The 13,513-nt window shown below is 47.2% G+C and carries 11 protein-coding genes; all 11 read right to left on the bottom strand.

Features of this window, described 5'->3' with window-relative positions; translation table 11 throughout:
* Window positions 1-5: 5 nt before the first annotated feature.
* A complete protein-coding gene (gene uvrB, locus BST85_RS07440; protein WP_104812668.1) occupies window positions 6-2,009 on the bottom strand; it encodes an excinuclease ABC subunit UvrB in 2,004 nt (667 codons plus the stop codon).
* A gap of 32 nt (window positions 2,010-2,041) precedes the next feature.
* A complete protein-coding gene (locus BST85_RS07435; protein ID WP_104812667.1) occupies window positions 2,042-2,824 on the bottom strand; it encodes an SOS response-associated peptidase in 783 nt (260 codons plus the stop codon).
* A 94-nt stretch (window positions 2,825-2,918) separates the two neighbouring features.
* On the bottom strand, window positions 2,919-4,235 hold the full coding sequence (locus BST85_RS07430; protein ID WP_104812666.1) for a hydantoinase/carbamoylase family amidase: 1,317 nt from the start codon (window positions 4,233-4,235) through the stop codon (window positions 2,919-2,921).
* Between the two features lie 172 nt (window positions 4,236-4,407).
* Window positions 4,408-6,831, bottom strand: a complete 2,424-nt coding sequence (locus tag BST85_RS07425; protein WP_104812665.1) for a T9SS type B sorting domain-containing protein — start codon at window positions 6,829-6,831, stop codon at window positions 4,408-4,410.
* Between the two features lie 54 nt (window positions 6,832-6,885).
* Window positions 6,886-7,722: an ABC transporter permease gene (locus BST85_RS07420; protein WP_104812664.1), complete on the bottom strand. Its 837-nt coding sequence runs from the start codon at window positions 7,720-7,722 to the stop codon at window positions 6,886-6,888.
* Between the two features lie 6 nt (window positions 7,723-7,728).
* Window positions 7,729-8,628, bottom strand: a complete 900-nt coding sequence (locus BST85_RS07415; RefSeq protein ID WP_104812663.1) for an ABC transporter ATP-binding protein — start codon at window positions 8,626-8,628, stop codon at window positions 7,729-7,731.
* A gap of 69 nt (window positions 8,629-8,697) precedes the next feature.
* Window positions 8,698-9,756 carry a nucleoid-associated protein gene (locus BST85_RS07410; protein ID WP_104812662.1) on the bottom strand — a complete coding sequence of 353 codons (1,059 nt, stop codon included), beginning with the start codon at window positions 9,754-9,756 and terminating at the stop codon, window positions 8,698-8,700.
* Between the two features lie 41 nt (window positions 9,757-9,797).
* Window positions 9,798-10,310 carry an IS1096 element passenger TnpR family protein gene (locus BST85_RS07405; RefSeq protein WP_104813945.1) on the bottom strand — a complete coding sequence of 171 codons (513 nt, stop codon included), beginning with the start codon at window positions 10,308-10,310 and terminating at the stop codon, window positions 9,798-9,800.
* Between the two features lie 41 nt (window positions 10,311-10,351).
* Window positions 10,352-11,365, bottom strand: coding sequence for a COX15/CtaA family protein (locus BST85_RS07400; RefSeq protein ID WP_104812661.1), 1,014 nt, complete (start codon window positions 11,363-11,365; stop codon window positions 10,352-10,354).
* A 5-nt stretch (window positions 11,366-11,370) separates the two neighbouring features.
* Window positions 11,371-12,789 (bottom strand): CCA tRNA nucleotidyltransferase, encoded by a 1,419-nt coding sequence (locus BST85_RS07395; RefSeq protein WP_104812660.1) that lies wholly within the window; start codon window positions 12,787-12,789, stop codon window positions 11,371-11,373.
* Window positions 12,790-12,846: 57 nt separating this feature from the next.
* A complete protein-coding gene (locus BST85_RS07390; protein ID WP_245917655.1) occupies window positions 12,847-13,509 on the bottom strand; it encodes a class I SAM-dependent methyltransferase in 663 nt (220 codons plus the stop codon).
* Window positions 13,510-13,513 lie beyond the last annotated feature (4 nt).

The raw sequence follows: 13,513 nt of genomic DNA, 5'->3' as shown, positions 1-13,513 counted from the left end.
TTCGCCTAGGAGTGTTGGGTTTCCAATTCGCGCTGGAGGGATTTGATCTTGTCTCTGAGTTTGGCAGCCATCAGGAAATCCAGTTCCTTGGCTGCTTTTTCCATTTCCTTGCGCGTATCCCTGATCCGTTTTTCCAATTGTTCTTTGCTCAGGTATTCGCCTTCCTTTTCGGCGAGCAAATCTTCTGCGGTATCTAGAGTATAGGCCTCTGTTTTGGCTTTGGTCAGTGCGTTTTCCAGAGACTTCTTGATCGCTTTTGGGGTAATGCCATGAGCATCGTTGTACGCGATCTGCTTACTTCTGCGATAATCTGTTCCGTCCATGGTCTCTTGCATGCTCCTGGTGATCTTATCGGCATACATGATGGCCTTTCCGTTTATGTGCCTCGCTGCACGACCAACAGTTTGAGTTAAGGAGCGCGTGCTTCTCAGGAATCCTTCTTTATCTGCATCCAGTATGGCCACCAGTGAGACTTCGGGCAGGTCCAGTCCTTCTCTTAGCAGGTTGACTCCCACCAGTACATCGAATAATCCCAAACGCAGGTCTTGCATGATCTCCACTCGCTCCAAGGTGTCCACGTCTGAATGTATGTACCGGCATCTGACCTGGATCCTGGCCATGTACTTCGTAAGTTCTTCAGCCATTCGTTTGGTGAGGGTAGTAACCAGAACGCGTTCATCTTGTTCCACTCGTTTCTGGATCTCTTCTAATAAATCATCGATCTGGTTCAAACTAGGGCGTACTTCGATGGGCGGGTCTAGTAGTCCTGTTGGTCGGATGATCTGTTCGATGTAGACTCCTCCGGTCTTCTCCAATTCGTAATCGGCCGGTGTCGCACTTACATAGATCACTTGGTTCTGTAAGACCTCAAATTCTTCAAATTTGAGCGGTCGATTATCCATTGCAGCCGGTAATCGGAATCCGTATTCCACCAAGTTCTCTTTCCTGGAGCGATCTCCTCCGTACATGGCCGAAACCTGGGGAATGGAAACGTGACTCTCGTCAACTACCATCAGGTAATCGTCCGGGAAATAGTCCAGCAGGCAGAATGGTCGAGTTCCGGGTGCTCTTCGGTCCAGGTACCGGCTATAGTTCTCAATGCCGCTACAGTAGCCCAGTTCTCTGATCATTTCCAAGTCAAAATTCGTTCGCTCGTCCAAACGTTTAGCCTCCAAATGCTTTCCAATCTCCTTGAAATAATCCACTTGTTTGACCAGGTCATCTTGTATATCACGAATCGCATCTTGAAGAACATCCGGTGAAGTAACAAACATATTGGCCGGATAGATGTTCAGGCGGTCGTATTTCTCAATGATCTCATTGGTGTTGGGATCAAAGGCCTCGATCTCTTCGATCTCATCCCCAAAGAAGTGAATGCGAAAGGCGTGATCGGCATAACCGGGATACACATCAACGGTATCTCCCTTTATACGGAAACGTCCGTTGTGGAAATCCATCTCCGTCCTGGAATACAAACTTTGCACCAATTGATGTAAAAGCTTGGTTCGGGATATGATCTGACCTTGTTCCAGTTGGATCACATTTTTCTGAAATTCAACAGGGTTTCCGATACCATAAAGGCAGGACACTGAGGCGACTACCAGCACATCCCGTCGTCCGGAAAGCAGGGCAGAGGTAGTACTAAGTCTTAGTTTTTCGATCTCTTCATTGATCGACAGATCCTTTTCGATATAGGTTCCGGAGGTGGGCAGATAGGCTTCCGGTTGGTAGTAATCGTAGTAGGAGACAAAATATTCCACCGCATTGTCCGGGAAGAATTGTTTGAACTCACTGTATAATTGGGCGGCCAGGGTCTTATTATGTGCTAGTACCAGGGTCGGTCGCTGAACAGACTCCACGACATTGGCCACTGTAAAGGTCTTTCCACTACCAGTAACCCCGAGCAGGGTCTGATACCTTTCTCCGGAATTGATCCCTTCGGCCAGGTCTTGAATGGCTTCTGGTTGATCTCCCGTAGGTTTAAAGTCGGATACGATCTTGAATTTCATGGCTTAAAATCAGACTGACAAAGTTAGTCATTTCAATCGTCGAAAAGACCTCCCTGGGCCAATTCCGGGTAGTAAAATGGTTGCTCGATTCCTTCCGTATTTCCGGTGTATTCTTTTCCTCTAAGACGTCTTACGGTATGAGCTTTAAGCTCTTTATCGGGAAGGGGTTGAATGAGTTCTTCAAGAAGTTTTTGATCCAGGGGATCATCCACGGGCCTTAACCATTCATCCGCTTGATCTGCTTGCAATATGACAGGCATTCTGGGACCAGCAATTTTCGGATTATTATGGATCTCAGAGAGCAACTCATTTCCCCGGGTGGTGACCAGGCTAAAGCTGTTGATCAGTTCTCTGTTTTCGGGATCCTCCCAGATACTCCAAAGTCCGGCCATGATCAAGGGTTCACCATCTTCCCGATGGATGAAATAGGGAAAGGTCTTACCCTTGTGGTGTTGGTGTTCGTAGAAACCATCCACATATACCAGGCAACGATGATACCTGGCCGCATCGCGAAAGGAAGGTTTTTCGAAGATGGTCTCTCCCCGGGCATTCAGGGTTTGATTCCATAGTTTCTTCATCTGCTCGCGATCTCGAACCCAATGTGGGATCAGGCCCCAAATGGATACGGTTGGCAGATCCGGACGTTCGTCTGTGTAAATGAACATACGTGGATGGCTAAATCCCGAGGCGTGATGGATGGGTAGATCTGTCCACGGCAGCAATTTCTCCATGATCTCCTCTACCGCACGATGATCTCCTCTACGCTTGGCTCGATGAAGCTGAGTTTCCAAGCTGGCCTTTATGTCATAACACATACATTGGGCTTATCACCTAAAGATAAATCAAAAATGTGATCGTGGCTACTTCTTGAAATAGTCCTTCTCCCAAAACGGTTACAGTAAGCGAGGATTAATTTCCTCCGACGGGCATCTCATCTTTTTGTAGTTCCTTATCCAAGGCCAACAAGGTCAGTAGCAAGACATTGGCTCCATTGGCAATGTCATCTCCGCCTTGGTGGTCCACAAAGGCCAAATCCGATGCTTCGGCCGCAGGCAAGAAGATCATAGCGGTAGGAGCTATGGAGGCAATTCCACCGGCATCGTACTCGGTACCAGATTGAACCTTTCGTGTTGAAAGTCCCAGTGTGGAAGCAGCATTATCGATCACTCGCTGTAGGGTAGGGTCGATCAGACCGTCCGTGTCGTCATCCATGACTTGTTTAAAACTGATCTCTACTCCTTCCTGATGGGCAATATCGTAGGAAGATTGTTTGAGAAGCATGTAAATCTCGTTGATCCGCTCGATGGATGAATCACTGATCGATAGGGTAGCATTCATGGTAACCCGTCCTTCAGGATTTTTCTCGGCCTGTACCGGATCACTCAGCAAACCGATAGGTCGGCTATCATAACTGCCAGTGATCTCCTTAAGTTTAATGTACAGATTGGAGGCTGCCATCAAAGTCTCATTCCGCAATTCAGTTCCGGTAATACCAGCGTGCGTGGGTAATCCGGTGATACGAATATCCCAACTGCGCTTATCGATGATGCGGTCTACCACCCCAATATCAATATTATTCCGCTCTAAAATTCCGATGGGATCGGCATGTAATTCTACAAAGGCGGCCATGGCTCCTTTTGGTCGAACCAGTTTATCCAGCTTCTTGGGGTCTCCACCTAGTTCGATGATCCCTTCTTCCCGGGTTATTCCGCGGGCGTTAACGGATTTCAGGGACTCATTGTCATAATCTCCTAAAACGGCCTGACTTCCAGAAATACCATCTTCCTCATCGGTAAAGATGATGATCTCCAAAGGGTGATCCGTAAAAATGTCGTGATCCATAAAGGTCTGGATGACCTCTACGGCGGCGAGCGAACTGATATAACCCTCGTAGTCTCCTTGTTCCTTCATGGTGTTCATCCTGGAACCAATGGAGATGGGTTTGTTGGCCGGATTCCATCCAGCTCTTGTGCCTACTATATTACCGGCATAATCTACCCAGACCTTTAATCCTGCTTCTCTCATCAATGACATGATGAAGGCACGACCGTTCAAAGTGGTCTCGGTTACAGCAATTCGTTTGGTTTCTTTGGGGGCTTCATCCAATTCGGCCAACGCCCTCATATTGCGTTGTAAACGGTCCGAATTGACCTGTATGTCTGTGTCCTGAGCGTAGGCGGACCCGATCCATACCAGACATACTAAAAAACCAAGGAGTCTAAGCATGCCAACAGTATTAAATCTGCTTACGAAGATATATTATAGTAAGCATAATCCTTCAAAAAAAAATTAACCAATTGAGGGACAATAACTTAGAGTGAGTGTCAAATGTAGCCGAACTCTTACAAGTAGTTAAGATGCTGATAATAAGCAACTTAAGGCAGGAAAATTCACTCAATCAATAATTCACATAGACATAGCCGATCAGCGGTTCGGGATAGAGTGGATCATTCAGTTTAAGGACATAATAATAGGTGCCGGTTGGGACAAGGGTACCTGGATTCCCGAACAGTCCTTTATTGGGTTTTCCGTCCCAAAAACCGTCCTCGTTTCCCCCCTGGTAAACCAGGTTACCATAGCGGGAATAGATATCGAGTTCGAAGTCCAAAAATATATCCAATAGACCGGGAATCTCGAGTTCATCATTTAGGTTGTCACCATTGGGTGAAATCCCCTGGGAAACACTCACCGGACACTTTTCCGTTTCTATCTCAAAGACGGCGGTAGCAAAACAGATCTCATTTTCCAGCCGGACATAGATGGCCTGCGGATTGGATGTATTGCTAAAACTTTCTGGATTTAGTATCCAATTATCGCCTTCGATGGCGTCGGTTTCAGAGGTGTAATACGTGATACTATCGTTAGGATCCGTTGAGACCAGGTCATTGAGCTGAGTCAGGTCGAAAACGGCAGACTGAAATCCCTCGTCACAAAGCAAAAGATCGTTCAAGCGACCAATAGGGGGAATACTCACAAAGATGACTACTTGGGTGAAATCATTATTTTCCTCATTCAGTTCCAGTACAGTACTTGTGCCCGAGCCATCATCGTCTACCACAACCCTGATGGGGAATTCTTCAGGCAAACTCATAGGCAATTCCACTTCGGTAAATCCTCTTTCACTCCCGTTTATGGGTATCGTATTGATGGTAGTGGATCGCCCGATCAGTTCATCTTCAGCGTAAAACGCAATGGGTGTTCCGGAAGGTAATGGCCCCCGACCGTCGATATTGTACACCGTGTATTCGATCTCGCTGTCCCGCTGTCTGCATGCATTGATCTGGTTGTCTACCTCTATGGTCGCATCCGGATATGGACAAAAAACCACGGTTATGGTAAAACTATCTACCAGGTAGCATTGTTCGTTCTCTACACGAATCCATATGGTTTGGGGGCTTGAGATATTCTCGTATTCCTCTGGATTTTCTATTGGCCGTTCGTCTTCATCGGCATCTTCAAAACTGAGGTGAAACGAAATGTCGTTAGCCGCATCGATCTGGGCCGTAGCCAGGGTCAGGTCGAAGATCTCCGTCTGCACCAGATCGCATTCCTCCAGGTCGATCACCCCAATAATCTCCGGATTGATCAGCTGCTGTAGTTCCAGGTTATCTTCATTGTTGTCCTCGTCCAGTTCCAGGGAAAGGCCTTCACCGGTTCCATCATCATCTACTACCGCCCTGAGTTCAAACAGTTCGGTAAGGTCTGCGGGAAAATCCAGGACGATACTATTACTTTCCGAGCCGTCGATCGGGATCTCATTCAAGGTCTGAGCCTGGCCGACTAAGACATCGTCAATGTAAAAAGCAATAGGAGTTTTTGCCACTAGTTCTCCCGTACTGTTCAGGTTAAATACGGTATAGTCCAAGGTGAAATCTGTATCTCCACAAACGATGGGATCCCGCAGTGAGATCTCGATTGTTGCATCAGGCAATTCTGTGTTGAGCACCGTCACTATATTATTGATCAGTACCAGGTCCTGGCCAGAGGTAAGTTGTATCAATGCCTGGGTATCTCCGGGGTCGATATTATTCTCGATGCTGTACACATCGATGTCCATGTTGTAAAGTTCAGAGGAGTTGGTGAATGAGTTTGTCCCATTAAATGCGTTATTGGCAGGGTTCAAAGGGGGATTACTCAAAATGGCCCCATTGATCCTGAGCGTCTCATCCACGGCAAGGCCGGAATCTCCTTCCCAGGCCAGGAAACCGATCTTGGCCCCGATATTGTCCAGGACATCCAGGTTATTTAGTTCGATGTTCAAGGTGGTATTTCCTCCTGATACGGCCTCGAAGCCATCAAATATGGCCACTTGGTTCAACGGCAGCCCAAGATCTTCATAGACTACTGTTACCGACCATCCTCCGAAGTTGGTTTGGTTAGCGCAAAAGGGCTCGATCACGTCGGTCAGGTCCAGTTCAGTGAACAAATAGTCGTTGGTGTCCGACTCCTGCAACAAAGTGGTAATTTCGGCCATGGCCCCGAAGAATTCATAGTTCGTTCCCTGGCTATCAAAATTAAATGAGAACTGACGCTCAGCTTCAATAGGTATACCGTTCAGCTCTACTTCAAAATCCCCGGTTCCTGATCCGGCCCAATACAGATAGGCAGCAATGATGGATTGCCCTGCAAGCAGGGAGAAATTGGCCGAGCTCTCGGTCAGGATCTCGCATATGCCATCACTATTTTCAGCTGGGTTTAAGGTGTTCCCAAACGCTAAATAGTCATAATTACCGTTGTGTTGGGTAAATAACTCGACTTGCTGACCCCTCATGGTCAGTGGGATTAGCAATAGGATAGTGGCAAAAATTCCAGCTAGGCGCATAGGAGGCTAAATATATCGAATTTAGCCAGCAATGCGGATAGGACCGATCTAATTTTACAAGTCCCTGCGCTTCAGTATCAGGAAGGACCAATAAACAAATAGGAAGATCCATGCAGAGACGATCAGCAGTGGTAAGATCCCTACCTCATAGTCCTTATCCAGATTTTCACCTAACTGACTGGCCGCGCTCTGGACGGCTCCCAGTCGGGTAGCTGGTTCGATGATCAGGTTAGACATTGAAGTCAATGGGAAGAACTGCATCACGTTTTCGGCTATATCCGTATCCCTAAAGAAACGCCATTTCATCAGTAAGTATAGTAAGCCCTCAGCTAACCACCAGATCACCAGGAATCCGATAGCATATGCCGATCGCTTAACCAGCACTCCCAGGAAAAGACAGAAGGAGAAGAATCCAACTAATTTGATAAAATAAGCCAAAAGGTATTCCAGGTCACTAAAGATGATGCCGATCTCCATATAATCTGAAAAGGACAATCCCAGTATCATGGAAACCACAAACACAAAGACAGTGGATACGGCTGCGAAACCTACAACAGTTATGAATTTGGACAAAACGAACTCCTTTTTCGAGATCCCATCGATCAGGTTCTGTTTTAGGGTCCGGTAACTGTACTCATTGGCCATCATGGAAACGATGACAATGGCCAGGAATATTTTTAGTATGGCTGCTATATACGTATTGAAGTGCCAGATGAATGGAAAATTGAAAATTCCCTGGTCTGCAACACGGAAATTGATATCCCCAAAATTGAATTCAATAGAGGCGATAAGGGCAATAAAGGTGATCAGCACGAAGTAGACAATAGAGATCACTCGGGCCGATTTATTGTATCGAAGCTTTTGTACTTCTATACTTAAAAGTCGTAACATGATGGCTTAATTTAGGTTGTTGGTGATCTCCAGGAATTGCTCTTCCAGGCTTTCTTTTCGTTTGACCAGATGTGAAAGGACAATGCCTTTCTGATGCATCAGTTGGTTCAGTTCTGTGGCATCCATGGGCTGGTTCAGGTAAGCAACTAACTGTTCTCCTTCGGATTTGATCTTATCGATGGAAGGCAAACTTTCCAAGGTGGCCTTCAACTGCTCCATATCGTTCGATTCCAGGATAAAGAAGCCATGACTGGCGTTCATACCATCTACCCGGCCGCTATACAAACTGGCTCCTTTTCTAAGAATGACCACATGGGTACACACCTTTTCAACTTCGTCCAACAGGTGTGAAGCAAGTAATATGGTGGTACCCTGAGCAGCGATTTCTTTGATGATCTGACGGATCTGATGAATCCCCTGTGGGTCCAATCCGTTTGTGGGTTCGTCCAGGATCAGTATCTCCGGGTCGTTCAGCAAGGCAGACGCAATGGCCAGACGTTGTTTCATCCCCAGCGAAAAGGTTCTGAATTTACTGTCCTTACGATCCAGCAAACCCACAGCTTCCAATTTTTCATCGACCTTATCCGTGTCCACCCCTTTGATCTTGCAGACCAATTCCAGGTTTTGTACCGCCGTCATATAGGGATAGAAATTGGGCCGTTCAATAATGGCTCCAACACGTTTTAATGCTTCGTGTGTGTCCATGGCACCATCAAACCAGGAAAATTCCCCGGCCGTCCGGTTGACTACATTGAGCACGATACCTAGGGTGGTGGACTTACCACTCCCGTTTGGTCCAAGTATCCCATAGACGTTGCCTTTTTCTATGGTGAAGGAAAGATTATCGACTGCCGTGATGGGACCAAATCGCTTGGTCAGGTTGTTGATCGTCAGGATGTGTTCCACAGAATGGATTTTGGTGATTAGCTGGAAATATGACGATCCTGCCCCGGAATTGTTACAAGCAAACCGAATTTAGCTCTTGCGCTCCTGGTTGAAATAGACCAGGTAGTAGTACATCTGTTTTTCTTCGTCCCAACCTTTTTCAACGAAGCGCTCTGCACTCTCCGGGTTGATGAAATCCATCTTGATCTGGATATTGGTATCCAACTCGATGGTGTTGCGAATCTTCTTTCGGGCAGCGGTCACGGCTGTATTGGCGATGGGGAAGGTCGTCAGATCCTCGATCTTGTACTTAGGAGCCTGTTCCGTTTTAAAATGACGGAATTCCGGGATAAGATCCGGATTTTCGATCACGTCGTTCATGAACTGCGTCTCTTCGAAAGTATCGTTCTTGGCGAAGTGATTCACAGCGCGATTCATGAACAAAACTTCCTCTTTCTTGTCCTCAGCCGGTAAAACAACCTGACGGGCAAAATCCTGGCACATTTTCAGGTAGTGCTTGGTCTTGAAATTCTCGTCAGCAAGCGGTTCGGCCCCCAGGAAACGCTCCAACCAATAACGGGTATCGTATCGATTGCTATCTACTGATAGTAGTTTAAAGCCGTCTTCACCATCCACGTTCAGGATAAGGGCTCCTTTATCTAGTTTACTGAGGTTTATCCCTTGTTCCAAGCGGGGTACCAATTGAGTCTCACCCTGGTCAAATTGCAGAAAATCCTGGGTCAACTCCGATTTGAAGATCCCGATTCCATCAACTTTCTCATTGTCGTGCACGATTCCCTCAAGGTAGGTCACGTAGACCTCTCCACCTTTGATGTGCGGATGATCAGATTGTTCGTATAGACAACGGGTGATATCCTGGGCGATATTGGTAAAATTCTCCTGTTTTGCGAAAGCCCGTTTAACGAGTTGTTGGAGGGTGTGAAACTCCAGATCCACCTCGTGAGCAAAACGGAGGTAGTCCTCATCTTTTTCGCGAAAGGGTTTAAAGAAATATTCCTTCAATAAGGCGTGGAGTTCGTCATTCATCTGGCAGGGTGTGGCGGAAAGAAAAAGTCCTTCAGCCCGACTCTTGTTTCCAACCCGATGGATGGACAACTGGTCGATTTGGGTACTGTAAAGATTGATCACTTAGTGAATGGTGTATTTGTGGTTAGTCGTGGATGGAAATCCTAGTTCCAGTTTTGGTCAAAATCCAGGTCCTGATAATCGTCCGTATCATAGTCCCGGTCCAGGGCATCCTGGGAGCCTGATTCCGGTTCGGCGATGAACTCTTTTTCGGGTGCCTCTTCCGGAATATGCCCGTGAGCAAAGATGAGGTTGGGATAGGTGCGACCCTCTTCGATCTCTGCGATCTCTGCCAGCTCGACTAGAAAAGTCCACATGTTTAAAAAGTCATACACATAGATCAAGCGCGGACTTTGCTCATTGACCACATCTTCCAGGAAGGTCTCGTTCATCACTTTGATCTCCCCAGGAACTTCACTCATGTCGAACATCGGGATCTCTTCACCTTGTACCCATTCGGGATCGCTGAGGTAAAATGAAGCCATTTCCTGACCGCCAAAACCAAAGCTTTGCACGATCACATTGTGAAGGTCCTCCAGGGTATCCTCCGCATTGATCTCCAGGTCGCGAAAGACATCTTCGTGAGTATCCAGAATTACGCGAAATCGATATATCATCTCCATCTTCAATTAGGGTGCAAATATACTTTAAGCCAGGCTTATTTTGAGTACCTGTGCAGGGAAAAAGTCATGGCAGCCAACAACAAGAATGCAAAGACCTGGTGGAGCACACCCAACCAGACTGGAACCTGCATCAGAAGGGTTAGTACACCTAGAACGAATTGTATAAATACCAAACCAAGGAGGACATTCAGACCTCGACTTTGGAATGTCGTCATGACTCGTTTCTTTCCTTTTAACCAAATCGCGATGATAATTCCCACAACAGCGTAAGCCATGTATCGGTGCACAAATTGCACACCACTCTTACCTTCTACGAAATTCTTCCATACCGGATCCTGCTCTATGGTCACTGTTTCGTGTATCCATTTGCCATCGCTCATCTTGGGCCAGTGATTGTGGATCCAACCGGCGTCCAGGCCGGCCACAAAGGCTCCCCACACGATCTGCACCAGTAACAGCGCCAGACCCCAGCGGATCAGTTTACGCATGGAGCGATCAATTGGTTTTTTGTCCGGGAAGATCAGATCAAGGGCAACCCAGAGGGTGTAAGCAAAGGTAATGAAGGCAGTAGTCAGGTGCATGGCGAGTCGATAGTGACTGACATCCGGTCGATCTACCAAGCCGCTTTTTACCATATACCAACCCAGGAAACCTTGAAAACCACCTAAAAAAAGTAGAACCAAACATTTGCGGATAGTCGCTTTACTGAGTTGCTTACGCACCAGGAAATAAAGGAATGGTATAATGAAAACCACGCCGATCAGTCGTCCGATCACTCGGTGTATCCACTCCCAGAAATAGATCTGTTTGAAGTCCTCCAGCGTGAAATTAAAGTTGATCTTTTGAAATTCCGGGTACTGCTGATACAGTTCAAAGGCAGCCTGCCACTCGGCCTCATTCATGGGAGGAATGGTGCCCGTGATGAGATTGTAGTCGGACATGGAAAGACCCGAATGTGTTAAACGGGTTATTCCGCCAACTATGACCATGGTGAAGATTAGCGCGCAGCCCGCTAACAGCCAATAGATAACTCCTTTGTGATCCTTCATGATGATTAAACCGGTTTTAAACCTAGGCTGGCTGCCCTTTCCAGCATGAATTGATATGCCGCCTGATGCTCGTTGGGAATCTGTCCTTCGAGTATGGCTTCTTTTATAGCTTCTTTTATGATCCCAATCTCCCGGGAGGGTCCTATGCCAAAAGTGGCCATGATTTCTTCCCCGCTGACCGGTGGTTGAAAGTTTCGGATATGGTCTCGCTCTTCTACCTCGACGATCTTCTCCCGGACACGTTTGAAATTCTGGTGATAACGCTTAAATCGTTTCGGATTTTTGGTTGTGATATCTGCCTCGCATAGTGTCATCAGATCGTCTACGTGGTCACCCGCATCAAAAACCAGCCTGCGAACGGCACTATCGGTTACATCAGATGCCAAAACGATCGGACGGGAACTCATGGTCACCATCTTTTGCACAAACTTCATTTTCTCGTTCAGCGGCATCTTCAAGCGCTTGAAGAGTTTGTAAACCATCTTCCCGCCAACAAATTCGTGCCCGTGGAAGGTCCAGCCGATCTTCTTATCGAAGCGTTTGGTCGGTGCCTTGCCAATATCGTGCAATAGTGCTGCCCATCGGAGCCAGAGGTCATCTGAGGTAGCCGCCAGGTTATCCACCACTTCCAGGGTATGCCAGAAATTGTCCTTGTGGCGCTGACCTTCCATTTCCTCTATCCCTTCCAAGGCGGACAGCTCTGGAAATATCTCCGGTAACAGCCCGGTTTTATGCAGGATAGCAAAACCCACAGAAGGTTTATCTGTAGCCAGGATCTTATTGATCTCATCGACTATGCGTTCCTTGGATACGATCCGTATCCGTTCCGCATTCCGGCCGATGGCCTCCAGGGAAGTTTCTTCTATGGTAAAACCCAGCTGTGTAGCAAAACGGATGGCCCTGAGCATTCTTAGCGGGTCGTCGCTGTAGGTGGTATCCGGGTCCAGTGGCGTACGGATCAGTTTGTTCTCCAGATCCGTCATCCCTCCAAATGGGTCCAGTAATTCCCCGAAATTGTCCGGATTCAAACTAATGGCCAGCGCATTTATGGTAAAATCCCGCCTATTCTGATCATCCTCCAGGGTCCCGTTTTCCACCGCCGGATTTCGACTATCCTTGCGATAGGATTCCTTGCGGGCGCCCACAAATTCCAATTCCAGGTCACCGGCCTTGATCATGGCCGTGCCATAATTCTTAAAAATGGTCACTTTGGGTTTTCCAGAAAGTTTGGAAGAGACCTTCTTGGCCAGGTCGATCCCGCTTCCAATGGCCACTATATCAATATCCTTGTGCGTACCTCGGTCCAGGAAGAAATCCCGTACAAATCCACCGATAACATAAGCATCCAGACGAAGCTCGCTGGCCGCGGAAGAAATATCCTTGAAGACAGGATGATGGATCGCTTTGGGATATGTTTTTGCCATTTGCTTTTGCTTTTGCAAAGGTACGACTACCCCAGTCTACAATCAAGCAAGTAGCCTTTATTTTAGTACGCCCACAGTAGCAAATTGCATATACTTCATATCGGCGGCTCCTCCCAGCATCAGTAGATTCATCAGACGTGGTTTAAGCGATTTACTGGCGTTGATACCTTTTTGCTCGAAAACCTCATATCCTTGATCTTCGAATAACTGGACCATGCTTTTTTGGGTAAACCAACGCAGGTGGGTTCGGTCCATGATCCCTTCATCCTCATGCTTCCATTCGCCTTGGAACAAGAGCTTGAAAAAAGACCTGAAATAACGCATGTTTGGGATGGAACTGATGACCCGTCCACCGGGTTTAAGTTTAGCCTTAAATGATCTCAGAACCGAGTATGGGTCTACCAGATGTTCCAGCACGTCGTTACAATAGATCACGTCAAAATAGTTATCGGGTAGTTGAGCGATGGCGTCCTCGACTGTGGCCGTATAAACCTTGTCAAGTTGTTCACTGGCCAGGTCGGCGAACTCTTTCATGGGTTCTATCCCCTGTACCTCGGCACCGGTCTTTTCTTTGACCATACGACCAAAATTCCCGTTGCTGCATCCTACGTCCAATACGTGTTCCACCTGGGCTGGCAAGAATTCCAACATTTCTTCCCGCTCGTTTTCGTAATAGTCGCGTGGCTTACTTTCGTAATCCATCCCGGTTGTCTTGCTCATAGGC

Origin of the sequence: Aureitalea marina (genome assembly GCF_002943755.1) — a bacterium.
GTDB lineage: Bacteria > Bacteroidota > Bacteroidia > Flavobacteriales > Flavobacteriaceae > Aureitalea > Aureitalea marina.
The sequence above is the reverse complement of the archived record's forward strand: the minus strand, read 5'-3'. Positions and strand labels throughout refer to the sequence as shown.